This is a genomic window from Vibrio crassostreae 9ZC13 (assembly GCF_000272045.2).
In the GTDB taxonomy this organism is placed as follows: Bacteria; Pseudomonadota; Gammaproteobacteria; order Enterobacterales; family Vibrionaceae; genus Vibrio; species Vibrio crassostreae_C.
In genome coordinates this window covers 1,270,800-1,296,272 of sequence record NZ_AJYZ02000019.1, presented here as the reverse complement: position 1 = coordinate 1,296,272, position 25,473 = coordinate 1,270,800, and the positions used below count along the sequence as shown (strand labels likewise).

Here is a 25,473-nt window from a genome sequence, read left to right as displayed (position 1 = left end):
AAGTTGGTTTAATTGTATACAGTCTGAATTGGAGGTTCGAATGGCAATTATGAAAGCGATTGAAGCAGCGGTAGAAGTGCTTAAACGTGAAGGTGTAGACATCGCATTTGGTGTTCCCGGCGCAGCAATAAACCCTATGTATGCGGCTATGAAAAAGCTCGGAGGAATCGACCACGTCTTAGCTCGTCACGTAGAGGGTGCTTCCCATATGGCCGAAGGGTACACGCGTACTAATCAAGGCAATATAGGTGTGTGTATTGGTACCTCTGGCCCTGCGGGAACGGACATGATCACGGGCCTTTATTCTGCGTCTGCTGATTCGATTCCAATTCTATGCATCACAGGCCAAGCGCCACGTGCTCGTCTTCATAAAGAAGATTTCCAAGCGGTCGACATTGAATCTATCGCTAAGCCAGTGGCTAAGTGGGCAACCACGGTGCTGGAACCTGCACAAGTGCCACGCGCATTCCAAAAAGCCTTTCATTTGATGCGTTCGGGTCGCCCGGGGCCAATCCTGATAGATCTACCGATTGATGTTCAGCTGGCTGAGATTGAGTTTGATATCGATACCTATGAACCGCTAGAACCTTACAAACCGCAAGCAACTCGCGCGCAGGTTGAGAAAGCATTAACTATGATGTCTCAATCGGAAAAACCGTTGATTGTATCGGGTGGTGGCGTGATTAACGCTGGCGCGTCCGAATTGTTGCAACAGTTTGCCGAGATCACTGGTGTTCCTGTGATTCCAACCTTGATGGGCTGGGGCTCTATCCCAGATGATCATGATTTAATGGCGGGTATGGTGGGGCTACAAACGTCTCACCGTTACGGTAACGAAACCATGCTCAACTCTGATTTTGTGTTTGGTGTCGGTAACCGTTGGGCCAACCGTCATACCGGCTCTGTGGATGTTTACACCGAAGGTCGTAAGTTTGTTCACGTTGATATTGAACCAACCCAAATCGGCCGCGTGTTCTGTCCGGATTTAGGCATAGTCTCTGATGCGAAAGCGGCGCTAGAGCTAATGGTTGAAGTGGCGCAAGAGTGGCGTGACGCTGGCAAGCTGCCGAACCGAAATGCTTGGGCAAGCGAGTGTCAGGAACGCAAGTCGACCATGCTGCGTAAAACCAATTTCGATGAAGCGCCAATGAAACCGATGCGTGTTTATGAAGAGATGAACAAGGCATTTGGTCGTGACACTTGTTATGTGAGCACCATTGGTTTGTCGCAAATTGCTGCCGCTCAGTTCCTACATGTTTATAAGCCGCGTAATTGGATCAACTGTGGTCAAGCTGGCCCATTGGGTTGGACAACACCAGCCGCATTGGGTGTACGAGCGGCCGATCCAAATCGCGACATTGTCGCTATCTCTGGTGACTATGATTTCCAATTCATGATTGAAGAACTGGCCGTCGGCGCGCAATTCAATCTGCCATACATTCATGTGTTGGTGAACAACTCGTATCTAGGTTTGATTCGCCAAGCACAGCGCCAATTTGATATCGACTATTGTGTACAACTGGCGTTCGATAACCAGAATGCACCAGAGCTTGAAGGCTACGGTGTTGACCATGTTGCCGTTGTTGAAGGCCTAGGTTGTAAGGCAATTCGAGTTCGTGAACCAGAGCAAATTGCGGCAGCGTTTGAGCAAGCCAAAGAGCTGATGAACAAGCACAAGGTGCCAGTGGTCGTTGAGCTGATTCTTGAGCGAGTAACCAACATTGCGATGGGCGTAGAGATCAATGCCATCAACGAATTTGAGCCACTTGCCGAAAGCCGCGGCGATGCCCCAACAGCGTTAGCGTACAAGTAATCATTAAGTCATGTGTATACGTAGAGCTGAGGTTTAGCTCTACGGAAAGTCTCCAAGAAATCGGAGCCTTACTAAGCAACCGTAGCTCCATCAAATAACCGTTGCTTCACTAAACAGTCATAGTTTCACCAAATAAAGAATAAGGACAGAGTCATGGCAAAATTTGCAGCAAACTTGTCAATGTTATTCACGGAAGTTGATTTTATGGATCGCTTTGAAGCTGCCGCAGAAGCGGGCTTTCAAGGTGTCGAATACCTTTTCCCATATGCCTTTGATGCGGATGAGATTAAACAAAAGCTCGAGGCTAACAACCTAGAGCAAGTGCTATTTAACTTGCCTGCGGGTGATTGGGACGCTGGCGACCGCGGTATCGCGGTAGACCCAGCAAGAGTTGAAGAGTTTCAAGCGGGTGTACCTAAAGCCATCGCTTACGCAAAATCGCTCGGCTGTGCTCAAGTGAATTGCTTGGCCGGGATTGTTCCACAAGGTGTGACCCAACAAGACGCGCAATCAGCGTTTGTGATTAACCTGCATTACGCGGCGAACGCGCTAGCAGCAGAAGGCATCAGCTTAGTGATAGAAGCGATCAATACCCGCGATATTCCGGGCTTCTTCTTGAATACCACAGAGCAAGCTAAAGCGATCATCAAAGAGGTAGGGAGCGATAACCTTTCTATCCAATACGATATTTATCATATGCAAATTATGGAAGGCGATCTTACGCCGACCATGCAACAGAACATTGGTCAAATTGCACACGTGCAACTGGCGGATAACCCAGGCCGACACGAACCGGGTACTGGCGAAATCAACTACCCATTCGTGCTCAACTATCTTGATGAGCTTGGTTATCAAGGCTGGGTGGGCTGCGAATATAAACCTAAAACGACAACGACAGAAGGCCTTGGTTGGCTGCACCAGTACCGTTAATTGCGTCTGGTAACCCTCAAACGTTAAGGAGAACAACATGTCTAAAATTGCATTTATCGGAACTGGCATCATGGGTAAACCTATGGCGAGTAACCTTCAAAAAGCAGGTCACGATTTGATTCTGTCTGATCACTTTAATGCAGCACCTGCTGATCTTGTGGCAGCGGGCGCAACGGTCTGTCATTCACCCGCGGAAGCGGCTGAAGCAGCAGATATCATTATCTTAATGGTGCCGAATACCCCTCAAGTAGAAGACGTCCTGTTTGGTGACAATGGCGTCGAGCAAGGCCTTACCGCCGGTGGCGCTGCTGGAAAACTGGTTATCGATATGAGTTCAATCTCACCAATCGCAACCAAAGCGATTGCAGCGCGAATCAATGAAGGTGGTGTTTCATACCTTGATGCACCGGTATCAGGTGGCGAAGTAGGCGCTATTAATGCAGCGCTGACTATCATGGTGGGCGGTGAGCAAGACGCGTTTGATAAAGCTCGTCCTCTGTTCGAAATCATGGGTAAGAACATCACGCTAGTAGGCGACAACGGTGCGGGTCAAACCTGTAAGGTCGCAAACCAAATCATTGTTGCTCTGAATATCGAAGCCGTGTCTGAGGCGTTAGTCTTTGCTTCGAAAGCAGGCGCTGATCCAGCACGCGTGCGTCAGGCGCTACTAGGTGGCTTTGCTAACTCTAAGATATTGGAAGTGCACGGTGAGCGTATGGTCGAAGGCACATTCGACCCGGGCTTTAGAATCTCACTTCACCAAAAAGACTTAAATCTTGCGCTAACGGGCGCACAGGAGCTAGGGGTTGCGCTACCGAACACGGCAAATGCACAAGAGCTGTTTGGCGAGTGTGCCGAAATGGGCGGTGAAGGTTGGGACCACTCTGCGCTTATCCAAGCGATTGAGAAACGTTCTGAACACTCGATTCGTTAATCTAGTTAACGGTTTATCCGTTTAGTGGTTAGTCAATCAACCGATTATCCGTTAATTAATTAGGGCTGCTATCGATTCGTAGCCCAACAGTTTGTTTATAAATCGCGTAGTTTCGTCTCCTTTTATACGCGTTCCTGATACGAGGCAGAGGTTGAAGTTGTTCCTTTCCAACTTGATCTTAGCAGGCACCCTTTGGCCTTGTATCGGGGTTCTTTTTTTCTCCGTCAACTAAGGAGTGGCTGATGGACATTGATGCTAAGCAGTTTCTACAAACCCTTTTCTCAAGTGCTGTTAATCAGGCGCTACCTAAAAATCACATCGAACCTTTTCTTCCTCAAGACATTTTTTATCGCTCTGCTAATCAAGCCGGGCGTACTGTGGTGATAGGAGCAGGAAAAGCAGCCGCGTCGATGGCCGCAGAGCTTGAAGCGGTTTGGCAGGCAAAGAAACAGCAAGATCTCGCACTGCGTGATCTTGAAGGCTTAGTGGTGACTCGTTATGAGCACACCGCACCTTGCGAACACATTGAGGTGATTGAAGCAGCGCACCCCGTGCCAGATGCGATGGGCTTAGAAGTGAGCCAACGTATGCTGCAATTGGTGAGTAGCTTGAGCGCAGATGACACGGTTATTTGCCTACTGTCGGGTGGCGGTTCCGCTTTGCTAAGTCTTCCCGGTGGCGACATCAGCTTGGCGGAGAAGCAACAAATAAATAAAGCGCTGCTCAAATCAGGCGCCGCTATTGATGAGATGAATTGTGTTCGCAAACATCTATCTTCGATAAAAGGGGGGCGACTAGCAAAAGCCGCGTATCCTGCAAGGGTTGTGTCACTGGCGATTTCAGATGTGCCGGGCGATGACATTAGTGTGATTGCCTCTGGCCCAACCGTACCCGACACCACCACGCGTTTTGATGCGATGGCAATTTTAGAGCGTTACCAAATAGAAACACCACGCACGGCATTTGAATGGTTAAATAATCCAGAGTCAGAAACCGTAAAGCCAGATGACGTATGTTGGAAAAATGCAGAGCACCATATTATCGCGACCCCGATGTCGGCATTGGAATCCGCTGCAGCAGAAGCTGAAGGCTTAGGCATTCCGGCTTATGTGTTGAGTGATTGCATAGAGGGAGAAGCGCGAGATGTTGCGAAGGTGCACGCTGCGTTGGCTAAGCAAGTGGCCAATCACAAGCACCCATTTGAGACGCCTTGCGTGATACTTTCCGGTGGCGAAACCACAGTAACCGTTAAAGGCAATGGTCGCGGTGGGCGTAACTGTGAGTTCTTGTTGAGCCTATATAACGAGCTTAAAGGCCAAGACAACATATTTGCATTGGCTGCTGATACCGACGGGATTGATGGCGTGGAAGACAATGCGGGCGCGTGGATTACCCCACAAACATGGCAACAAGGTTCGAGCTTGTCGCTTAAAGCTCAAGACTACCTCGATGCCAACAACAGCTACGACTTCTTCAAGCAAGTCGATGTGCTTCTTACCACGGGGCCGACGCTGACCAATGTGAATGACTTCCGCGCAATATTGATTCTTTAACTTGAACAGTTCAAAAACACGGTATGGAATGGTCGCTTCTTAACAAATAGAGCGGCCATTTTATTGTTATCAATGCGGTGACCTTGAGTTCTGAGATTATCTTCTGGACTAATGAAGCACGTTGATTACTATGATTTTAGTAACGAGCTGTAAAGGATGCAATATGTCTAGGATCAGACAAAAGAATCAAGATTTAATCATCGAAGTCGCGTGTGAACAATTCGCCACTCATGGTTATGCTGCAACAAAAATGGCCGATATCGCGAAAGCGGCCGACATTCCCAAGCCTAACGTATTCTATTATTTCAGCTCAAAAGATAAGCTCTACAACGCTGTGCTTGAAACCGTCACTCAGCCTTTACTAGAAGCGTCTCGTCCGATTGAAGAGCTCAGCGATCCTGTTGAAGCCTTGTCTCAATATATTCAAACCAAGCTGATCATTTCTCGCGATCATCCACATGCCTCTAAGGTATTTGCCAATGAAGTGATGTCTGGCGCTAAAGTATTGCCGAAAGAGATTGGTGACGAGCTGTATAAGCAATCCCAGATGATTCTTGATAAGTTCTCGACATGGTCGGCGCAGGGCCTAATGGACGATGTTCCCGCTCATCACCTGATGTTTACCATCTGGGCGGCAACTCAAACCTACGCCGATTTTGGCTGGCAGATTTGCAGCGTGATGCAGAAGGACCAACTCGATGATAAAGACTATGCCGATGCCGCTCAGTTCATCACACAGTTAGTGATTAAAGGCTGTGGTGTGAAAGGGAGCACTTGAAAGCTGGAGAGTCTTGCTGAGAGTTGCTTTAAGCTTGCTCTTCAGGAAATTGAAATGCCTTATCGTAGAATAAGGCATTTTTTACGCTTGTATTTTAGCTGTATGAGGCTTAGCCAACTAACAAGAAGAAGAGAGCTGTTGCGACAATACCTATCAATGCGTAGGGGAATTGAGTGGTTGCGTGTTGCATTGAGGTACACCCGGAACCTTGAGCTGACAATACCGTTGAGTCACTAAAGAAACATGAGTGACTGCCCGCTGCTGATGCCGAAAGCAGAGCCGCAATAGTTAAATGTAGAGGTACGCCAAGTTGTTCGCCTAGAGGCAATACGATTGGCATAGCAACTGCAAAAGTTCCCCAAGAAGATGCGGTAGCAAACACCAATGCACCGGTGATCATAAAGATAATTGCTGGGAAGTAAGACGCCGATAGATAAGGGCTTACTGTCTCGATGACATATTGTGTCACTCCTAGAGAATCATTCACAGACTTCAGCATGAATCCACCAATCACCGTTGCCAATGGCAGCAGCATAACTTTGATTCCGTCGTAGACAGCTTCAAACATATCATTCATTGAGATTAGACGTTGAACACCATAGAAGCAGATAGTAAAGATAATTGCGACAAATACGCCTGCTAATAGATCAATACCGAAGTACCAGCTTGCACCAACTAACACCACCATAGGCAATAGGAAGTTGATTAATCCCATCGTTGGGTTGGTGTGCGCTGTAATATCTGCGCCAAAGTCGATGTCTGTTGCACCGTCAGGACGTACTTGACCTTTCTTCGCTCGTTCCTCAGCCTGCTTCATTGCGCCTAAATCCGGCATCTTTTCTAACGCAACGAGAAGGACGATTATCAGCGTAACCCAGCCATAAGCCATGTATGGAATCGCTTCAATATATGCTTTGATACCCTCACCAGCTTCAGCCACTCCATTCGCTTCAAGCAGTGAGCTAAAGAAAATAGCCCATGTTGATATTGGCACCAGAATACAAATCGGCGCAGCGGTGGAATCGACTAGATAAGATAGTTTTTCACGGGAGATGTTGTATCCGTCAGTAATCTTCTTCATCGATGATGAGATAGCGATCGCGTTCAGATAGTCATCAATAAAGATCATGATGCCGAGGAAAAAGGTCATCAGCATAGATTGTTTACGGCTCTTAACCTTTGTGACCAACATATCTGAAAAGCTTAAAATACTGCCGCCTTTTTCGAGAATTGCGATTAATCCCCCCATCAGTCCGCAAACTAGAACGATCCATGCAATGGTTTCGTTCATCATTACATCCATCGATATGCCGACAATTTGCTCAACGGCTTGCGCAGGATTGAGTAGTAGTACACCAGCGATGGTACCACTAAAAAGCGCCTCTACGGTGCGGTGTGTAGTTAGGGCGAATACCAAAACAAGTGCGGTAGGGAGAAGGCTCATCCATCCATAGGCCTCTCCTTCTTGGTGGTTCAATCCAATTGATGTGAAGAAAATGAAAGTCGCGACAACCAATAGAGATACCATGATGTGTTGACTGTTGATCTTCAGCGACGCGTCCAACGCCTTAGTTTGCGTAGTCATACGTGTAGTTCCTTTGTTTATGCTGAGTGCAACATCCAGTCGATTTCTAATGGAGTGATGGCGCGTTCAAACTCCGCCAGTTCACTTCGTTTACAAGCTAAATATAGATCGACAAACTCTTTAGAGATGTACGGGGTCAGCTCACTGCGTTCTAGCTGATCGAGAGCTTCAGACATACGCAGAGGTAAGTCTATTGCATCATCACTGAGGGAGTTAGGACATTGGTCTTTGGTATAGTTTTCACTCGCTAATACTGCGGATAGTACTACTGCAGCGAGAATGTAAGGGTTAACGTCAGCTCCCGCAATGCGGTGTTCAATTCGGCGATTGTTGCTGTCGCTGATAGGAACACGCAGTGCGACACCGCGATGGTTCTCGCCCCAGTCTGCTTTCGTTGGCACGTAAGCTCCTGGAACAAAGCGGCGGTAAGAGTTAACGTTAGGGCAAATCAAGGCCATGGAATCGGATGTTTGAGCAAGCATCGCGGCCATGGTTTGATAAAAGAGATTACTGGGTTCACCATCTTGTTGGCTGAAGTGGTTATTGTCGTTGGAATCCACCAAGCTAAGGTGGATGTGCATACCGTTACCAGCTTGCTCACTAAATGGCTTAGCCATGAAGGTAGCATCGAAATCATGTTGATTAGCAATTTGACGAATTAGGCGTTTGACGATGATGATTTCATCACACACTCGTAGTACATCTTTAGAGTGGTTGAAGTTAATTTCGAATTGTCCTGGGGCGGATTCAGATAGTGCCCCCGAAGTATTTAACCCTTGTTCTTGAGCGACTTTGTTAAGATCGGCCAAAAAGTCTGCGTAATCATCCAAACCATCTAAGTCATAGACTTCGGTATCTTTTTCTCGTGATTTTTTGTTTGGGTTGATGGCTGTTTGTAGTGCTCCCATCTCACCCCGCTTCCTGTCTATTAAGTAAAACTCTAGCTCTAAGGCAACACATGGATGTTGATCTTTGGTGTGTAACTTTTCGAGAATTTCACTGACGATATTACGAATAAAGAGCGGGTTTGGGGTGTGGGCTGACTCATCCATCATACTCAACATTATTTGGCCCACTTGCTCTTTAGCGGTAGGCATCAATGTATCCGCAATTGGGAAACACATGTTGTCTGGTTCTCCCAATTCTTCACCTAACCCTGCTGTTTCAACCACATTACCTTTGGTATCTAAAGTAATTGTCGAGAGGGGAAGAGCTACTCCTTTATGCAGCTTGTGTAGTGCACTTACTGGGATGCGCTTGCCTCTTGGTGTGGCATTGATGTCGGTAAAAATCAGATCAACAAACTCGATGTTGGGCCATTTTTGTCGAAAATTTTTAACTTCCTGTAGATACGATTCCATTGTGTTCTCCAACTAGCCTCTATTTGGTAAATTAAAAGTAATAAAAAAGAAACAAGTCAATTGTACTAATTAGACTAAAGTCTAGTTTTAAAGGTTATTTCCTTTTAATACATAAGCTTGCGTTGATTACTTTGAAATTTACAATTTTATTGAAAGATGTTTCTGTTAACTATTTTGTAACAGTTGATTGTGTTTTGCTCAATATAATGTCCAAAATTAGTCGTTTTTTTGACCAAAAAGGTGGATTTGGTCACGCTTTGGTCATAATATCGAACATCGGTGTTGATAATTTTGTACATGATTTGTAGTGTAAGTGTTAAATAAATCGAGCACGGAAGTAACATGTCTAGAACAAGCAAACCCATTATTGGAATTGTTAGTTGCGCTAAAGAATTGGGTGGCTATCAAATACAGGCAGTGAATAATTTTTACCTCACGGCTGTGAAAGACTTTGGTGGGTTGCCACTGATATTGGCTCCGGATATGGCAAGTGAAGACGTTGAGCGTCTTCTTAACATCTGCGACGGTTTTTTATTTCCGGGGAGTCACTCAAATGTGGCACCACATCATTACAACGGCACTCATGAAGAGTCTAAGAAAGATGAAGCTCGAGATGAGCTTTCCTTTACTTTGATTCGTCAAGCGATAGACAAAGACATTCCGTGTTTTGGTGTTTGCCGTGGATTTCAAGAGATGAATGTTGCTCTGGGAGGCTCACTGAACCCAGCAGTTCATGATTCAGGTTTCAACGACCATAGAGAGAGTGAGGTCGAAGACTTTGAGGAAAAGTACGCTCCATCACACGCGGTGTTGGTGCAAAAACAAAGTTTGTTTGAGAAATGGCTGACTGAAAATCATTGGGAAAACACTATCTTTTTTGAGGTTAATACTCTTCATAACCAAGGGGTTGACCAATTAGCTCCCCAACTGACTGTGGAAGCTAAAGCACCGGATGGTTTAGTGGAAGCGTTTAGTCTTCCAGGGCAAAAATTCTTTGTTGGCGTGCAGTGGCACCCAGAATGGAAAGCAAAAACGAATCATTTCTCTCAAATTTTGTTTAAAGAATTTATGATGGCGGCCTCTCTATAAGTTAGGAGCCACCTACATGGACAACCAAGAGATTGGTAAAAATATTGTTCGATTAAGAAAAGAACATGGATTGTCACAACGAGAATTAGCCGAACGAGCAGGTATTACACATAGCGCGATCTCTTCGATTGAGAATGCGAAGGTAAGCCCTTCAGTAAGTTCGTTGCAAAAAATAGTGAATGTTTTTTCTTTATCTCTTTCGGAGTTTTTCACACTTGAACAACCCAAAAGCGATGAAGTGAAGGTTGTCGTTGCACCTGAAGAGTTGGTTGAAATGGGCAGTGAGTCGGTTTCAATGAAATTGGTAACCAACGGCAGCAAAGAACAGGTAATTGGATTTTTGATTGAAGAGTATGCCCCCCACGGCACAACGGGTGCGGCGGAAATTAAACATGAAGGCGAAGAGATCGGCACTATTTTAGAGGGCGAAATCACTCTGGAATACAAAGAGCAATCTTTTGTCCTTAAACAAGGTGAATCGTACATTATTGATACGACGCAGCCGCACAAGTTCACAAATCACACAGACAAGGCTTGTCGAATGATAAGCGCGCATACGCCAACCACATTCTAAGTGGGCCTTGCCTTGTTGTGATAACAAGGAGAGCGTATGAAAACCCAAGAACAATGGATTGAACTGAGAAACAATCTAAACATCGAAAATCGTGCCTTTATTAATGGCGAATATAGCGCAGCTATCAGTGGAGAAACTCTAGATGTTGTTAACCCGGCTACCGACGAGACACTGACCCAGATAGCTCGTTGCCAAGAAGAAGATGTTGAGCTTGCGGTAACATGTGCTCGTCAAGCTTTCCTTTCTGGTGAATGGAGCAACAGCGCTCCGTCATATCGCAAAGCGGTACTCAGCCAATTTGCAACGCTGATTGACCAACATCGTGAAGAACTTGCGTTGCTGGAAACCCTAGATACGGGTAAGCCAATCAGCCATAGCTTTTCAACCGATATCCCTGGTGCTGCAAGTGCACTGCGTTGGTATGCAGAAGCCATCGATAAAGTGTATGGGGAAGTCGCGCCAACGGAACAAGATGTACACGCCTTTGTTTCTCATCAAGCTATCGGTGTTGTTGCAGCGGTAGTTCCATGGAACTTTCCATTATGGTTAGCTTGCTGGAAACTTGGCCCTGCATTAGCAGCAGGTAATAGCGTTATTCTTAAACCCTCTGAAAAATCTTCTCTCACTGCTATTTATATTGGTCAACTCGCCAATCAAGCAGGCTTACCACGTGGCGTTTTTCAAGTCGTTACAGGCTTTGGCCATGAAGCCGGTGATGCTTTAGCGAAACACCATGACGTCGACTGTATTGCATTTACGGGTTCCACTCGTATTGCTGGTCAATTAATGGTTCGTTCTGGTGAAACCAATCTTAAGCGTGTGTTTGCTGAGGCTGGTGGTAAGAATGCCAATATCGTATTTGAAGACTGCGAAGACCTCGATCGTGCAGCCGCAGAAACCGCTGGTGGTTGCTTCTATAACCAAGGCGAAGTCTGTGTCGCTGCAACTCGTTTATTAGTGCACGAAAGCATCAAAGATCGCTTTGTTGATAAAGTCATTTCTGCGGCTCAATCCTTTATGCCGAAAGACCCAATGGACACCTCATCTTCGATGGGAGCGCTCATCGATCAAGGTCACAAATCAAAAGTGCTTGAATATATAGAGCTTGGCCAAGCGGAAGGTGCAGTGCTTCGTTGCGGGGGTGATGTTGAAGGCAAAGGTGCATTTGTTGAGCCGACCATTCTTGATAACGTTGACAATAAAATGCGTGTCGCCCAGGAAGAGATCTTTGGTCCTGTACTTTGTGTTATCTCATTTAAAGATGAAGCTGAAGCCGTCGCAATCGCCAATGACTCAAAATACGGTTTAGGTGCGGCGCTTTGGAGCAATAACATTAACCGCGTACACCGTGTAGCTAAACAGCTTCAGGCAGGTTCTGTTTGGGTGAACAACTACAACGAAGGTGATATGACCGTCCCTTTTGGTGGGTTCAAAATGAGTGGTAACGGCCGTGATAAATCACTGCACGCCATCGAAAAATTCACAGAAACCAAAACCACTTGGATTCGCCTTCACCCTTAGCCTGCTGATGATTAATAAAGGAATATCACTATGAATAAGCATACGGATTCGTTTTACGCCCACTCTATCCCGAACATGCCAGAGTTCCCACAACTGCAAGACAACATTGAGTGTGATGTGTGTGTGGTTGGGGCTGGGTTTTCAGGTTTATCTTCGGCTCTTCATTTAGCCGAGAAAGGTTTTAAGGTAGTGGTACTAGAGAGTGCCAAAGTTGGTTTTGGAGCAACTGGTCGTAATGGTGGACAGATCGTCAATAGCTACAGCCGAGATGTTGATGTAATAGAAAGCCGTTACGACCAACCCCAGGCTAAAGCCCTGTGTGACATGATTTTCGAAGGCGGAGATGTCATTCGTGGCCTAATCGAAAAATACGATATTGAGTGTGACCACAAACGCGGTGGCCTATTTACCGCGCTAAACAAAAAGCAGTTAATAGGTTTAGAGCATCATAAGAAAAACTGGGAGCGATATGGTAATGACCAGCTCACCATGTTGGATGCTAGCCAAGTAGAAGAGGCGGTTGGTACTCAAGCTTACACCGGTGGCTTGCTTGATATGCGAGGTGGGCACATTCATCCGCTTAAACTCGCATTGGGGGAAGCCGCAGCATTTGTTTCTCTTGGTGGCCAAATTTTTGAACAATCAGCGGTAACGTCCATTGAAAAAGGTGCGAATCCTGTTGCAAGAACAGCGAGCGGTAGCGTGAAGAGTAAATACTTGGTGTTAGCTGGCAACGCCTACTTAGGTGGGTTGGCTCCGAATATCAGTAACAAAGCCATCCCATGTGGAACTCAAGTCGTGGCGACAGAGCCGCTTACCGATGAGCAACTAAAACAGGTTTTACCAAGTGACTACTGCGTTGAAGACTGTAATTACTTACTGGACTATTTCCGATTGAGTGCCGACAAACGCTTGTTGTTTGGGGGCGGGGTGGTTTATGGCGCTCGTGACCCTCAAGACATTGAGTCTCTGATTCGTCCTAAGTTAGAAGGTATTTTCCCTCAACTTAAAGGTATCAAGATTGATTACACATGGACTGGTAACTTCTTACTTACCTACTCACGTATGCCGCAGTTCGGCGCATTCGACGACAATATTTATTATTTGCAAGGCTACAGTGGTCATGGAGTTACCTGTACTCACTTGGCTGGCAAGTTATTGGCAGAAGCCTTAACAGGGCATGCCGAACGATTTGATGCCTTCGCACAACTCAAGCACTACGCCTTCCCTGGTGGACGTCACTTCCAAATACCATTCACAGCAGTTGGCGCAGCGTATTACAACCTAAGAGATAAACTGGCTATCTAACCGGACGATAAGGAACATCCAATGAGTAGAGTAGTAAAATTCGCGGCCCTGCAACTGACCAAAAGCTGGGATCTGGAAGATAACCTAAATAAAGCTAAGCAAGCGATTCGTGAAGCTGCGAGTAAAGGTGCCAATGTGGTTTTGCCGCAGGAATTGTTCGCTGCTCCTTATTTTTGTAAGAAGCAAGAAGCTAAGTATTTTGAGTTGGCTGAGGAAGTAGACAATTGTCTGTTGATAACAGAGATGAGTGCATTGGCAAAAGAACTCGGGGTCGTGATTCCAGTTAGTTATTTTGAAAAAGCGGGTAATACCTTCTTTAACTCATTAGTGATGATTGATGCCGATGGCACTGTGCTAGATAACTACCGCAAATCACACATCCCGGATGGTCCGGGTTATAGCGAAAAATACTATTTTAGTCCTGGAGATACTGGTTTCAAAGTATGGCAAACCCAGTTTGGTAAGTTCGGCGCTGGTATTTGCTGGGATCAATGGTTTCCCGAGCTTGCTCGTAGCTTAGCGTTACATGGTGCAGAAGCCATTTTTTACCCAACCGCTATTGGCAGCGAACCACAAGATCCAACTTTAGATTCTCGTGATCACTGGCAACGCACTATGCAAGGCCATTCCGCTGCAAACTTGGTTCCTGTGATTGCGTCTAATCGCGTAGGCACAGAATGTGATGATGGCATTGAAACCACATTCTACGGTTCTTCTTTTATTACCGATCATACTGGTGGCAAGTTGGCAGAAGCGCCACGTGATGAGGAAGCTATCATTTACGCGGAGATTGATTTAGCCGCAACGGCTCAAGCGCGTCACTCGTGGGGGCTGTTCCGTGACCGCCGCCCAGATCTATATGGCTCTGTGGGCAAACTAGCAGTTTAAAGGGGCAGACTATGCAGTTATCGACAACACCACTGCAAGATGGGTTCTACTTTCCAGCTGAGTTTCATCCTATTGAAGAAGTTTGGTTGGCTTGGCCAGAAAGACGAGACAATTGGCGTGATAACGCCCTTCCTGCCCAGCAAACATTCGCTAGCATTGCGAATGCAATAGCAGAAGTGACTAAGGTTTGTGTCGCCGTGAGTGCGAAGCAATTTGATAAGGCGAGAACATTGCTTCATTCAGATATTCGGCTTGTTGAAATCCCATTCAATGATGCGTGGATGCGTGATATTGGGCCCACAGTGTTGGTGAATCAAGACGGCGAGCGTCGTGGAATCAACTGGCAGTTTAACGCTTGGGGTGGTGACTATAATGGCCTCTATGAAAACTGGCAGCAGGACGACCTAGTGGCTAGCTCAGTATGTGACATTATCGGAATTGATCACTACAACGCCCCATTCGTTTTAGAGGGGGGCTCAATTCATACTGATGGCGAAGGTACGCTCTATACAACAGAAGAGTGTTTGCTTAGTCCGGGACGCAACCCTGAGTTGAATCAACAACAGATAGAAACACATCTCAAAGAATATCTAGGTATTGAAAAGGTCATTTGGCTGCCTAAAGGACTATTCGATGATGAAACTGACGGACATGTTGATAATTTGATGCATGTAATTGCCCCGGGGAAAGTGGTATTGAGTTGGACAGATGATCCATCAGACCCACAATTCGCATTATCTCGTCAGGCGGAACAAGTGTTAAAAGATCAATCTGATGCTAAAGGTCGAGAGATTGAAATCATCCGTTTACCGTTGCCAGGGCCCTTGCACTATAGCGAAGCAGAAGCAAGCGGAATTGATAAAAGTGATGGAATGACACGTGATGCAGGGGAAAGGTTAAGTGCTTCTTATGCCAACTTTCTTATCGCGAATGGTTATGTGTTTTTGCCATTGCTCGATGATAGAACTGACGAGCAGGCAATAAAAATATTGCGGCAAGCGATGCCTGAACATCAAGTCGTTGGTATACCAACGCGTGAGGTTTTGCTGGGTGGAGGTAACATCCACTGCATTACTCAGCAGATCCCTGCTTAGGAAAACCATTATTAAAACAATGAACTATTGGTTTTCTGCTTGGTAGGGTAACTATCAGTAGACGCCAAGGTAAAGCTGTCAAAAGGAATCCCCATGCAACAAATTACAAATCAATCATTGCTGTCGTTTATGGTGCTAAATCAAGACCAAGGTATTGCTGTAAGTAACCCCGCGACGGGTGAAATACTTGGTTATGCACCAGTGTCGTCTGAACATGACATTTTAGATGGGGTCGAGCGTGCAAGCTTCGCGCAAAAAGAGTGGGCTTTGCTGCCAGCCAAAACCCGTTCTGGTTTACTACAAAAATGGTATCAGTTGTTACTTGATAACAAGGAAGATCTCGGTCGCCTGATGACGTTAGAGCAAGGCAAGCCATGGGCAGAAGCACAAGGTGAGGTGTTGTACGGCGCAAGCTTTATCGAGTGGTTTGCTGAAGAAGCGAAGCGTACCTATGGTGAGACAATTCCAGCGCCAAGTAGCGACAAACGCCTTGTAACTATGAAACAACCTATTGGAGTAGCTTGTGCGATTACTCCGTGGAATTTTCCTATTGCAATGATAACTCGTAAGGCAGGTCCAGCACTTGCGGCTGGCTGTAGTTTTATTGTGAAGCCGTCTGAATCCACACCTTTATCTGCTTTTGCTGTAGCTGAGCTAGCATATCAAGCGGGTATTCCTCGTGATGTACTGCAAGTGGTATTGGGCGCGAATTCTCGTCAAGTTGGCGGTATTTTTACCTCACATCCTCTGATTCGTAAGCTCTCTTTCACGGGCTCTACGCAAGTTGGAAGAGTGCTGATGCAGCAAAGTGCAAACGACATCAAGCGAACGTCAATGGAGCTCGGTGGAAATGCACCATTTATCGTATTTGATGATGCAGATATTGATGCGGCTGTGCTTGGTGCAATGGCGTCTAAGTTTCGTAATGCCGGTCAAACTTGCGTCTGCGCTAACCGTTTTTATGTACATAACAAGGTGTACGATGAGTTTGTTGAAAAATTCGATGCAGCAGTGCAGCAGCTTAAAGTAGGCAATGGTCTAGAAGAGGGTGTAAATGTTGGTCCGGTAATCAGCGAATCAGCAAAACAAGGTATTCAGTCCCTCATTGACGGCGCAATCGAACAGGGCGCGAAACCAGTTACTGAGCCGAAAACTCTTGATGGTCTATTCATGCAACCTGTCGTTCTCAAAAACGTTACGCATGATATGGATATTATCTCGCAAGAGATCTTTGGCCCCGTCGCCCCTGTGATCAAATTTGATGATGACCAACAGCTTATCGAAATGGCTAACGACACTATCTATGGCTTAGCGTCTTACTTCTATAGCCAAAATATCCACCGTGTATGGAAGATAGCAGAAGCACTGGAGTACGGCATGGTAGGAATTAACGAAGGCATGATCTCTACCGAGGTAGCCCCTTTCGGTGGAGTTAAGCAGTCCGGTATCGGGCGTGAAGGGGCAAAACAAGGTATCGATGAATACATGAGCATCAAATATCTCTGCTTTGGCGGCAACTAATCAAAGGACATGACAATGACAAATCAACAACTACATCAAAGAAGAAGCGAAGTTATCGCTCAAGGCATGGGCGCACTGTACCCACTTTATGTCGAAAAAGCAGAGAATGCTCACGTGTGGGATGTGGATGGAAATAAATATATCGACTTTGCTGCTGGTATCGCGGTAACGAATACAGGGCATGCAAATAAGCGTATCAACGAAGCGGTAAAGGCTCAACTGGATAACTTTTCACACACTTGTGCTATGGTGACGCCTTATGCCTCCTTTGTTGAACTGGCAGAAAAGCTCACAGAACTCGCCCCCGGTGACAGTGATAAAAAAGCGATTTTCCTGACAACAGGAGCTGAAGCGGTTGAGAATGCTGTGAAAGTAGCGAGAGCTCATACTGGCCGCAGTGGTGTGATTGCTTTTAAAGGTGGCTTCCACGGCCGTACTAATATGACCATGGGGCTAACTGGTAAAGTCGCGCCTTACAAAGCGGGCTTTGGCCCATTTCCAAATGAAATATTTCATGCACCTTACCCAAATGCTTTTCATGGCGTAAGCACAGAACAAAGCCTGCAAGCGCTCGATGATTTGTTTGCGTGTGATATTGAGCCATCACGCGTGGCGGCGATAATCTTTGAGCCTGTGCAAGGTGAAGGCGGTTTCTATCAAGCCCCCGCGGAGTTTGCTCAAGGCCTGCGTGAGTTGTGTGACAAATACGGCATTATGCTTATCGCGGATGAAATTCAAACGGGCTTTGCGCGCACGGGTAAAATGTTTGCCACTGAATATCTGGGCATTGAACCCGACATGATAACAATGGCAAAAGGTATTGCGGGTGGTTTCCCTATCTCAGCAGTAGTGGGAAAAGCCGGTGTTATGGATTCGGCACTACCAGGTGGCTTAGGTGGTACTTACGCTGGCTCTCCGTTGGGGTGTGTGGCTGGTTTAGAAGTCCTAAAAATTATCGAAGAAGAGCAATTGTGTGCTAAAGCAATGGGCATTGGTGAGGTTGTGAATGCCCGTATGAGCAAGCTACAGGAATCGGTTCCAGCTATTGGTGAAATACGTACCACTGGAGCGATGATGGCTATTGAGTTTACTGATCCAGAGTCAGGCAAGCCATTGCAGGACTTAACTAAAGCGGTGATAGCGAAAGCACAAGAAAATGGTCTTATTCTGCTTTCGTGTGGTGTAAAAGCGAATGTAATTCGTCTGCTTCCACCATTAACTATTGAATCTGAAGTACTCAGCGAAGGCTTAGATAAGCTTGAGAAAATTATTCTGGAAGTTGTTTAGGATTTGAGTTAAGACATTGTATTTTAATATAAAGGTCATTGTAGATATTCTTTTCGTGCTTATAATGTCCCTTCCTGAAATGTATTTACACATTGAGGACGGGGCTGTGAATGAATAAGTAAGGCCGACATCACGTCGGCCTTTTTTCGCTTTTCTAGTTAGAGAGTATTTAATTATTCATCGCCAGTTTACCTAGCTTCATTGCAGCTGCATGGTGGCGGTGCATTAGTTGTTCCATGTCTACGCCAATCACAGCGCCATTGTTCACTCGCCACTTACCTGCAACCATCACTTTATCCGCTTGTTGAGCACCACAAAGTAGTAATGCGGCCAGTGGGTCGTGGCTGCCAGAAAAACGAATATCATCGAGCTTGAACATCGCGATATCGGATTGTTTGCCAACCTCTAGTGTACCAATGTCGGTTCTGCCCATTGCCGCGGCAGAACCGGATGTCGCCCAGCGCAATGCATCAAAGTGTGAAACGTTGGCGGAACCATATTGCAGGCGTTGTAGATACATCGCCATGCGCACTTCGGCAATCATATTAGAGCCGTCGTTTGAGGCCGAACCATCCACACCTAGCCCGACTTTTACTCCTGCTGCTTCTAGATCGTTGTTTTTACAAATACCGGAAGCCAACATCATATTGGAAGTTGGGCAGTGACTGATACCAATGCCTGCTTTACCCAAACGTTTGATCTCTTCTGGATTGAAGTGAATACCATGAGCGAGCCAAGTGCGCTCGTTCAGCCAACCCACATCTTCTAGGTAATCAACTGGGCGCAAGCCAAACTTCTCTATACAGAAGTCTTCTTCATCGAGCGTTTCGCATAGGTGCGTGTGCATCATGACGTTTTCACGCTCACTGATCTTGGCGGTCTCTTTCATCAGGTCGGTAGTGACTGAGAACGGCGAACAAGGCGCGAGCGCGATTTGAATCATCGCCCCTTCATCACGCTGGTGGTAATCACGAATCAAGCGCTGGCTGTCATCAATGATGGTTTGTTCGGTTTGAATGGTGTGTCTTGGTGGCAATCCACCCTCATCTTCCCCTAGGCTCATGGAACCTCGGGTAAATATCGCTCTAACGCCCAGTTTCTCTGCGGCCTCGACTTGCAAATCAATAGCGTGCTCAAGCCCGTCTGGTAGCAAGTAATGGTGATCGGAAGCAGTGGTACAGCCCGACATCATCAGCTCAACCAGAGCAAGCTCTGTTGCGAGGCTCATCATCTCCGAATCGAGGTTGGCCCAAACTGGGTAGAGGCTTTGTAGCCAATGGAAGAGTTCTTTATTGAGTGCGCCGGGGTAGGCTCGCGTTAGGGTTTGATAGAAGTGGTGGTGCGCATTGATAAGCCCAGGAGTCACAACATGACGAGAGGCGTCGACGCTGTAATCTACGGGTAAGGTCGGCTCTTTGTGTTTGCCAACCAGTTCAATGATTTTATTACCTTTTATGACGATTCCGCCTTCTGCATCAGCCTGCGAGCCAGTGTAGATTGCGAGAGGATTCTTAATCCAGATGGTTTCCATTCATAGTAGTCCTTAGCCATCTCAGCCTTTTCAGGGAAGAGGGTCTTTATTGGTATTTGCTGTTGAAAGATAAATTCGAATCAGGGCGTTAAAACGTTCAATGCTCTAATCAGCCCTGATCCTACGGAAATCGGTTTTACGCTAATCAGTGAATCAGTGAATCAGTGAATCAGTTAGTTCACTTTGGGCTCAGGGTTATCTGATGCCGCTTGAACGTCTGCTTCTGTACTTGCTTGTTGAATCTCTAATTGCTCGCCTGAGTGTAGCTCTTCTTCAGCCTGTTCTTTCATTTCTAACTCAACTTGCGCTTGGCTTTCGGCTAGTGCTTCTTGCTCTTCTGCGCGTGAAGACTTTGGCAGAACAAGGTTCAGCAGTACCGTCATGATAGTGCCTGTAGTGATGCCAGAGTGAAGAAAATTCGCCAAATCATGTGGCAAGTGTTGCAGCAATCTTGGTTCGAAAGTGACGGCTAAACCAGACGCCAAACCAACACAGATTACCAAGGCATTTCGCTTGGTGTCTGCGGCCTTGATCAACATGCGGATACCCGCGTAAGCGATCATACCGAACATCACAAAGCCCACACCACCCAAAACAGGTTTCGGGATCGTGACGGCAATGGCGGCTAATTTCGGGAATAAACCGCCTAAAATCAACAAACCACCGGTTGCAGCCACTACATAACGACTCGCTACACCTGTGATACCTACAATACCGACATTTTGACTGAATGATGCCAGTGGCATTGCCGTTAAAATTGAAGATAAGGTACTGCCAAGGCCATCGCCTAGAAGGCCACGTTTTAAATCTTTACCGGATACTTGGGTTTGACAGTTGTTACCGAGTGCCATGAAATCACCCGTTGCTTCAGCGATAACCACGATGTACACCAAGCTCATGCTGATGATGGCACTCGCAGAAAAGGTGAAGCCATATTTGAAAGGTTCAGGGCCACCAACCCAAGCGGCAGAACTGATTTGCTCAAGGTCGACCATGCCAAGCGATAGCGCCACAATGTAACCGCCCGCTAAACCAATCACGATAGCGGAAGCAGCAACCGCGCCTTTACAGTAAACCGACACGCCAATCACTATCCCCAAAGAGACCAGTGCGAGAAACAGTTTAGGTAGAGTGGCGAATTGTTCCGTGTTGGCAGGAGAGTCGCCAACCCAGTTCATGGCAACCGGTAAAATGGTTAAGCCGATTAAGGTAACCACAACACCACTTACCACGGTCGGGAATAGCTTGCGAACCTTGTCCATATAGAAGCTGGCACCAATGACCACAAACGAGCCGATAAGCGCCGAGCCCATGATGGCGGCGACACCACCTTCGTTACCGATCGAAATAGCGACACCTAAAAAGGCAAAGCTTGAACCCATCACCACGGGTAATCGAATACCAACAGGGCCAAAGCCAAGGCACTGCGCGACGGTCACAATACCAGACGCCAATAGCGCTGCATTGATCAGTGAGACGATCTCGGTGTTGGGCAGGCCGATAGAGGCGCCGACAATAAGAGGCACAGCAACGATGCCACCAATCGAGGCGAGCATATGCTGTAAAGCGAGTAGAAGGGTTAGCCCATGGGGCGGTCTTTCATTAAGGGTGTACAGAAGTTTCATTTGATATTCCTCTGCCTGCGTTTCCGTTTACAGGCGATTGGCGGTCAAATAATGACTTCTACAAACTGCGTAGGGTCATAAAAAAGTGCACTGAATCGGTAGGGTTTCTGCTCTCTCGTCATCAATGCAATTAGCTTTCTTAAAAATCATGTTGTTGCTTGGCTTGCGAACCAGCCAAGCAACGTTGTGAGCAATCAAGAAATGACTGCTCAGGAGCTTTAGGGTTAACCGATGAACACTAGCTTGGCGATGAAGATAGCCGCTAGGAAGTACATCGAGATAGACACATCTTTGGTTTTACCTGTCGCCAACTTAAGCACTGTGTAGGTAATGAAACCCAATGCGATACCGTTCGCGATAGAGAAGGTCAGTGGCATCATTAGTGCGGTAATCGCGGCTGGAGCACCGTTAGTGAAGTCTTTCCAATCGACGTGCTGCATGCTGCTCATCATCACGAATGCGACGTAAATAAGAGCACCAGACGTTGCGTAAGCGGGGATCATGCCTGCAAGCGGTGATAGGAAAATTGCCGCTAAGAACAACACACCAACCACGATTGCTGAAAGACCTGTACGTGCGCCTGCTGCAACACCGGCTGCACTCTCTACATAACTGGTTACTGGCGGACAGCCTACACACGCACCTGCCACGCTTGAAATACTGTCGGCTTTCAGTGCTTTGCTTAGGCCTTCGATCTTACCCGTTTCAGGGTTGGTCAGGTTTGCACGCTCAGCTACGCCCATCAAGGTACCAGCTGTATCAAACATGTTTACAAAAAGGAAAGCCAAGATAACGCTGATCATCGATACGTTTAGTGCACCGGCGATATCCATTGCCATAAAGGTAGGCGCTAAGCTTGGTGGTGCAGCGAAGAAGCCATCGTAGTGAACTAGGCCAAGCATCATGCCGACTAGCGTTACACTCAAAATACCGATAAGCACCGCGCCAAACACTTTACGCTCACTCAGAACCGCAATGATCAAGAATGCAATCGCAGCAAGCAGAGCTTCTGGTTTCGTGAAGTCACCCAATGAAACCAAAGTTGCTGGGTTTTCGACGACGATACCCGCTGTTTTTAAGCCAATTAGACCTAAGAACAAACCAACACCTGCAGTCATTGAATAGCGCAAGCTCTCTGGAATACTCTCGATGATCCATTGGCGGACTTTGTAAAAACTCATCCCGACAAACAAGATACCGGAGATAAACACCGCACCCAGTGCCACCTCCCAGCTGTAACCCATTTCGCTCACAACCGTGAAAGAGAAGAAGGCGTTCAAGCCCATGCCCGGTGCAAGGCCGACAGGCCAGTTCGCGAATAAGCCCATTAACAAACAACCAATCGCGGCACCAATACAGGTAGCGACAAATACAGCCCCTGCATCCATACCTGAAGCGGCCATGATTTGTGGGTTAACGAAGATGATATAAGCCATGGTTGCGAAGGTGGTGACACCGCCGACTAACTCATTTTTTACGCTGCTTCCGTGTGCCTTAATCTTAAAGAGTTTCTCTAAAATTCCGTTGTTCGCATCTTGGTTGAGTATTTCTGTTTTACTCTCACTCATGTCTGCAAGTCCTTTTATGTTGTGATCCATTTATTGAATACAGCGAGATTTCAATATTAAGTTTTAAGGTTTTTCCTAGCCGCCATTTCTTTAGCTATCAGTTGATTAGTCATCAACTTCTAACTAATAACGTTGTTAGTATTTTTATATGAGCGTGTTTAATGAGCGCGCATCATTTTAGATGCACGCACGAATCTGTTTATTATTCGATGGTTGGGCCTAGTTCGAAGTTCTAGGACACGGGACTAACTGCCCCGATAGGTTGAGAAACTGTAAGGCGAGACGAGAAGAGGAACGTGATAATGCGCTTCTGGATCATCTAAGCCGAAACGAATAACCACGTCGTCTAGGAAAGGCACGCCATCCAGCTCTACGCCTTTACTTCTGTAGTAATCGGCTACGTAAAACACCAATTGATACTTCCCCGGTCGGAAATCATTCCCTGCCAGAATCGGTGCATCGGTTCGGCCATCGGAGTTGGTGATTACCGTCGCCAGCTTTTCTGTTGAGCCTTCGTTGACCTTATAAAGCTCTACCTTGATCTCTGCACCCGGTAAGCCGTGAGTTGTGTCTAATACGTGTGTTGTTAATCTTCCCATAGTCCTTTAATAGCGCTTTTGGCGCTCCTCTGTTCCGTGGTTTATCTGTCTATTTCGACCTTGCAAAGAATGCAACTGGTCACTTTGTTATCACTAACTATGTACGAACTGTACACAATTAGTAAAGCTAATTGTTATAAAAATGTTGGTTAATCTGTCGTTTTTCTTGACTTTATAGATCTTGATTATCGCTTTTTAATGAACTTGAATTTTGTTAACTTGTTGTTTTTAATTCAAAAAGTTGCGATTATTTAACTTGAATAACAAAATCTTTACATCGAGATAAATAATTGTATACAATAAATGTACAGGGGTAAGGTTACTCGATTTTTGGAAAGTCCATTAACTGATTTATTTTGATGAACCAGTGAAAGAGCGGCCAAGCCAACCACTTATGTTAGGAGTACTTGGATGAATAAGGATTATTCAAGAAATTTGATCGGTTACGGAGCTAACCCTCCAAACCCTCAATGGCCAGGTAATGCGCGCGTCGCGGTTTCTTTTGTATTGAACTATGAAGAGGGCGGTGAGCGTTGTTTGTTACATGGAGACGACGAGTCTGAAGCTTTTCTTTCAGAGATCCCGTCAGCACAGCCGATCAAAGGCGAACGTCACATCAGCATGGAATCCATTTATGAATATGGCAGCCGAGCGGGTGTATGGCGTGTTCTTCGCTTGTTCGATGAATATGAAATCCCACTGACCGTCTTTGCGGTCGCAATGGCGATTGAGCGTCACCCAGACGTAGCCAAAGCCATGGTCGAAGCGGGTCACGAAATTTGTAGCCACGGTTATCGCTGGATCGACTATCAATACATTGATGAGTCAGAAGAGCGCGACCACATGACTAAAGCGATTGAGATCATCCAACAAGTGACGGGTCAGCGCCCGCAAGGTTGGTACACAGGTCGAACGGGTCCAAATACGCGTCGCTTAGTCGCAGAAGAAGGCGGCTTTCTTTACGACTCAGATGCCTATGATGATGACCTGCCTTATTGGCACACCGAAACCGGTGATCCACAACTGGTGATCCCTTACACACTCGATGTAAACGATATGCGCTTTTCAACAGCGCAAGGCTTCAACTCTGGTGAGCAGTTCTTCCAGTATTTAAAAGACACTTTTGACACCCTTTATATGGAAGGCGAAACCGCACCGAAAATGATGTCGGTAGGACTGCATTGTCGTCTTATTGGTCGTCCCGGTCGTATTGCTGCATTAAGACGTTTCTTAGATTACGTAAAACAGCATGACAGCGTGTGGCTATGTCGTCGAATCGATATCGCCAACCACTGGCACCAACATCACCCATACAACGAACAACAAAATTAGAACGAACAGCAAGGAGGCTTAACGTGACTGAATTTCGATCTTGCCAACCAACAACCATGAACCGCGATACCTTTGTCGCGCACTTTGCTGATGTGTACGAACACAGCCCATGGGTTGCTGAAGCGGTTTATGACCAAGGTTTGAATGCCGAAGATGATCATATCGAGAATCTTCATCTAAAAATGGCATCAACCTTGTTAAATGCCGACCAAGGCAAACAGTTGGCTTTGATCAATGCTCACCCAGATTTAGCGGGCAGAGCAGCAGTAAACGGCGAACTCACCGAGTCGTCGACCAAAGAACAAGCGGGGGCGGGCATCGACCAGTGCAGCGCCGAAGAATTTGAAAAATTCACTTCTTACAACAACAGCTACAAAAGTCGCTTCAATTTCCCTTTTATCATGGCGGTGAAGGGAGCCAATCGTTACCAAATTCTTGAGTCGTTCGAGATGCGATTAGGAAATGATAGTGAAACTGAGTTTGCTACGGCGATTCAAGAGATCAACAAGATCGCGATGTTTCGTCTCTGGGATATGTAAGTTAACGGAGTTAACAGCTATCTCAGCCCAGTCTTAGTGCGCT

At 46.5% G+C, this 25,473-nt stretch carries 21 protein-coding genes; 15 read left to right on the top strand and 6 right to left on the bottom strand.

The features are described 5' to 3' along the window. The first annotated feature begins 40 nt into the window (after positions 1 to 40). From gcl to A136_RS06915, 5 genes are all read left to right on the top strand, one after another. Entirely contained in the window at positions 41 to 1,813 is a 1,773-nt protein-coding gene (gene gcl / locus A136_RS06935; protein ID WP_017065019.1) for a glyoxylate carboligase, read from the top strand. Between the two features lie 153 nt (positions 1,814 to 1,966). Beyond that, entirely contained in the window at positions 1,967 to 2,743 is a 777-nt protein-coding gene (gene hyi, locus A136_RS06930; protein ID WP_017065018.1) for a hydroxypyruvate isomerase, read from the top strand. Between the two features lie 37 nt (positions 2,744 to 2,780). Then, the gene (locus tag A136_RS06925) at positions 2,781 to 3,677 is read left to right on the top strand and encodes a 2-hydroxy-3-oxopropionate reductase (protein ID WP_017065017.1); all 897 of its coding nucleotides are present in this window, start codon (positions 2,781 to 2,783) and stop codon (positions 3,675 to 3,677) included. Between the two features lie 242 nt (positions 3,678 to 3,919). Next, on the top strand, positions 3,920 to 5,230 hold the full coding sequence (locus A136_RS06920) for a glycerate kinase type-2 family protein (protein WP_017065016.1): 1,311 nt from the start codon (positions 3,920 to 3,922) through the stop codon (positions 5,228 to 5,230). Positions 5,231 to 5,393: 163 nt separating this feature from the next. Beyond that, a complete protein-coding gene (locus tag A136_RS06915; RefSeq protein WP_017065015.1) occupies positions 5,394 to 6,008 on the top strand; it encodes a TetR/AcrR family transcriptional regulator in 615 nt (204 codons plus the stop codon). 109 nt (positions 6,009 to 6,117) lie between these two features. Here A136_RS06915 and A136_RS06910 read toward each other — a convergent pair whose 3' ends face one another. Next, positions 6,118 to 7,593 carry a Na+/H+ antiporter NhaC family protein gene (locus A136_RS06910; protein ID WP_017065014.1) on the bottom strand — a complete coding sequence of 492 codons (1,476 nt, stop codon included), beginning with the start codon at positions 7,591 to 7,593 and terminating at the stop codon, positions 6,118 to 6,120. 17 nt (positions 7,594 to 7,610) lie between these two features. Further along, positions 7,611 to 8,954, bottom strand: coding sequence for a glutamine synthetase family protein (locus tag A136_RS06905; RefSeq protein ID WP_017065013.1), 1,344 nt, complete (start codon positions 8,952 to 8,954; stop codon positions 7,611 to 7,613). Between the two features lie 342 nt (positions 8,955 to 9,296). Between A136_RS06905 and A136_RS06900 the strand changes: the two genes are divergently transcribed. The 8 genes from A136_RS06900 to gabT all read left to right on the top strand — a co-directional run bounded on the left by A136_RS06900 (position 9,297) and on the right by gabT (position 18,236). Further along, the gene (locus tag A136_RS06900) at positions 9,297 to 10,043 is read left to right on the top strand and encodes a gamma-glutamyl-gamma-aminobutyrate hydrolase family protein (RefSeq protein WP_017065012.1); all 747 of its coding nucleotides are present in this window, start codon (positions 9,297 to 9,299) and stop codon (positions 10,041 to 10,043) included. A gap of 16 nt (positions 10,044 to 10,059) precedes the next feature. Further along, entirely contained in the window at positions 10,060 to 10,617 is a 558-nt protein-coding gene (gene puuR / locus A136_RS06895) for an HTH-type transcriptional regulator PuuR (protein ID WP_017065011.1), read from the top strand. A gap of 36 nt (positions 10,618 to 10,653) precedes the next feature. Further along, positions 10,654 to 12,138: an aldehyde dehydrogenase gene (locus tag A136_RS06890; protein WP_017065010.1), complete on the top strand. Its 1,485-nt coding sequence runs from the start codon at positions 10,654 to 10,656 to the stop codon at positions 12,136 to 12,138. 30 nt (positions 12,139 to 12,168) lie between these two features. Further along, positions 12,169 to 13,446, top strand: a complete 1,278-nt coding sequence (locus tag A136_RS06885; protein ID WP_017065009.1) for an NAD(P)/FAD-dependent oxidoreductase — start codon at positions 12,169 to 12,171, stop codon at positions 13,444 to 13,446. A gap of 21 nt (positions 13,447 to 13,467) precedes the next feature. Continuing rightward, positions 13,468 to 14,334 (top strand): N-carbamoylputrescine amidase, encoded by an 867-nt coding sequence (gene aguB / locus A136_RS06880; RefSeq protein ID WP_017065008.1) that lies wholly within the window; start codon positions 13,468 to 13,470, stop codon positions 14,332 to 14,334. A gap of 11 nt (positions 14,335 to 14,345) precedes the next feature. Beyond that, positions 14,346 to 15,428, top strand: coding sequence for an agmatine deiminase (aguA, locus tag A136_RS06875; RefSeq protein ID WP_017065007.1), 1,083 nt, complete (start codon positions 14,346 to 14,348; stop codon positions 15,426 to 15,428). Between the two features lie 93 nt (positions 15,429 to 15,521). Then, the gene (locus A136_RS06870) at positions 15,522 to 16,949 is read left to right on the top strand and encodes an NAD-dependent succinate-semialdehyde dehydrogenase (protein ID WP_017065006.1); all 1,428 of its coding nucleotides are present in this window, start codon (positions 15,522 to 15,524) and stop codon (positions 16,947 to 16,949) included. Between the two features lie 15 nt (positions 16,950 to 16,964). Next, a complete protein-coding gene (gene gabT, locus A136_RS06865; protein ID WP_017065005.1) occupies positions 16,965 to 18,236 on the top strand; it encodes a 4-aminobutyrate--2-oxoglutarate transaminase in 1,272 nt (423 codons plus the stop codon). 169 nt (positions 18,237 to 18,405) lie between these two features. Here gabT and A136_RS06860 read toward each other — a convergent pair whose 3' ends face one another. The 4 genes from A136_RS06860 to uraH all read right to left on the bottom strand — a co-directional run bounded on the left by A136_RS06860 (position 18,406) and on the right by uraH (position 23,559). Beyond that, complete coding sequence (locus A136_RS06860) at positions 18,406 to 19,767, bottom strand: 8-oxoguanine deaminase (RefSeq protein WP_017065004.1); 1,362 nt, start codon at positions 19,765 to 19,767, stop codon at positions 18,406 to 18,408. Between the two features lie 173 nt (positions 19,768 to 19,940). Then, positions 19,941 to 21,392: a nucleobase:cation symporter-2 family protein gene (locus A136_RS06855; protein WP_017065003.1), complete on the bottom strand. Its 1,452-nt coding sequence runs from the start codon at positions 21,390 to 21,392 to the stop codon at positions 19,941 to 19,943. 224 nt (positions 21,393 to 21,616) lie between these two features. After that, positions 21,617 to 22,960, bottom strand: a complete 1,344-nt coding sequence (locus A136_RS06850) for an NCS2 family permease (protein WP_017065002.1) — start codon at positions 22,958 to 22,960, stop codon at positions 21,617 to 21,619. Between the two features lie 245 nt (positions 22,961 to 23,205). After that, the gene (gene uraH, locus A136_RS06845) at positions 23,206 to 23,559 is read right to left on the bottom strand and encodes a hydroxyisourate hydrolase (protein ID WP_017065001.1); all 354 of its coding nucleotides are present in this window, start codon (positions 23,557 to 23,559) and stop codon (positions 23,206 to 23,208) included. A gap of 411 nt (positions 23,560 to 23,970) precedes the next feature. On the opposite strand from uraH, the gene puuE reads away from it, so the two are divergent. Both puuE and uraD read left to right on the top strand, forming a co-directional pair. After that, positions 23,971 to 24,891 (top strand): allantoinase PuuE, encoded by a 921-nt coding sequence (gene puuE / locus A136_RS06840; protein WP_017061595.1) that lies wholly within the window; start codon positions 23,971 to 23,973, stop codon positions 24,889 to 24,891. A 23-nt stretch (positions 24,892 to 24,914) separates the two neighbouring features. After that, on the top strand, positions 24,915 to 25,430 hold the full coding sequence (gene uraD, locus A136_RS06835; protein ID WP_017061596.1) for a 2-oxo-4-hydroxy-4-carboxy-5-ureidoimidazoline decarboxylase: 516 nt from the start codon (positions 24,915 to 24,917) through the stop codon (positions 25,428 to 25,430). The last annotated feature ends 43 nt before the right edge of the window (positions 25,431 to 25,473 follow it).

Bases quoted from the DNA above. Each gene is read 5' to 3' on its own strand.
- gcl (WP_017065019.1), top strand. From the start codon at position 41: ATGGCAATTATGAAAGCGATTGAAGCAGCGGTAGAAGTGCTTAAACGT.
- hyi (WP_017065018.1), top strand. From the start codon at position 1,967: ATGGCAAAATTTGCAGCAAACTTGTCAATGTTATTCACGGAAGTTGAT.
- A136_RS06925 (WP_017065017.1), top strand. From the start codon at position 2,781: ATGTCTAAAATTGCATTTATCGGAACTGGCATCATGGGTAAACCTATG.
- A136_RS06920 (WP_017065016.1), top strand. From the start codon at position 3,920: ATGGACATTGATGCTAAGCAGTTTCTACAAACCCTTTTCTCAAGTGCT.
- A136_RS06915 (WP_017065015.1), top strand. From the start codon at position 5,394: ATGTCTAGGATCAGACAAAAGAATCAAGATTTAATCATCGAAGTCGCG.
- A136_RS06910 (WP_017065014.1), bottom strand. From the start codon at position 7,593: ATGACTACGCAAACTAAGGCGTTGGACGCGTCGCTGAAGATCAACAGT.
- A136_RS06905 (WP_017065013.1), bottom strand. From the start codon at position 8,954: ATGGAATCGTATCTACAGGAAGTTAAAAATTTTCGACAAAAATGGCCC.
- A136_RS06900 (WP_017065012.1), top strand. From the start codon at position 9,297: ATGTCTAGAACAAGCAAACCCATTATTGGAATTGTTAGTTGCGCTAAA.
- puuR (WP_017065011.1), top strand. From the start codon at position 10,060: ATGGACAACCAAGAGATTGGTAAAAATATTGTTCGATTAAGAAAAGAA.
- A136_RS06890 (WP_017065010.1), top strand. From the start codon at position 10,654: ATGAAAACCCAAGAACAATGGATTGAACTGAGAAACAATCTAAACATC.
- A136_RS06885 (WP_017065009.1), top strand. From the start codon at position 12,169: ATGAATAAGCATACGGATTCGTTTTACGCCCACTCTATCCCGAACATG.
- aguB (WP_017065008.1), top strand. From the start codon at position 13,468: ATGAGTAGAGTAGTAAAATTCGCGGCCCTGCAACTGACCAAAAGCTGG.
- aguA (WP_017065007.1), top strand. From the start codon at position 14,346: ATGCAGTTATCGACAACACCACTGCAAGATGGGTTCTACTTTCCAGCT.
- A136_RS06870 (WP_017065006.1), top strand. From the start codon at position 15,522: ATGCAACAAATTACAAATCAATCATTGCTGTCGTTTATGGTGCTAAAT.
- gabT (WP_017065005.1), top strand. From the start codon at position 16,965: ATGACAAATCAACAACTACATCAAAGAAGAAGCGAAGTTATCGCTCAA.
- A136_RS06860 (WP_017065004.1), bottom strand. From the start codon at position 19,767: ATGGAAACCATCTGGATTAAGAATCCTCTCGCAATCTACACTGGCTCG.
- A136_RS06855 (WP_017065003.1), bottom strand. From the start codon at position 21,392: ATGAAACTTCTGTACACCCTTAATGAAAGACCGCCCCATGGGCTAACC.
- A136_RS06850 (WP_017065002.1), bottom strand. From the start codon at position 22,960: ATGAGTGAGAGTAAAACAGAAATACTCAACCAAGATGCGAACAACGGA.
- uraH (WP_017065001.1), bottom strand. From the start codon at position 23,559: ATGGGAAGATTAACAACACACGTATTAGACACAACTCACGGCTTACCG.
- puuE (WP_017061595.1), top strand. From the start codon at position 23,971: ATGAATAAGGATTATTCAAGAAATTTGATCGGTTACGGAGCTAACCCT.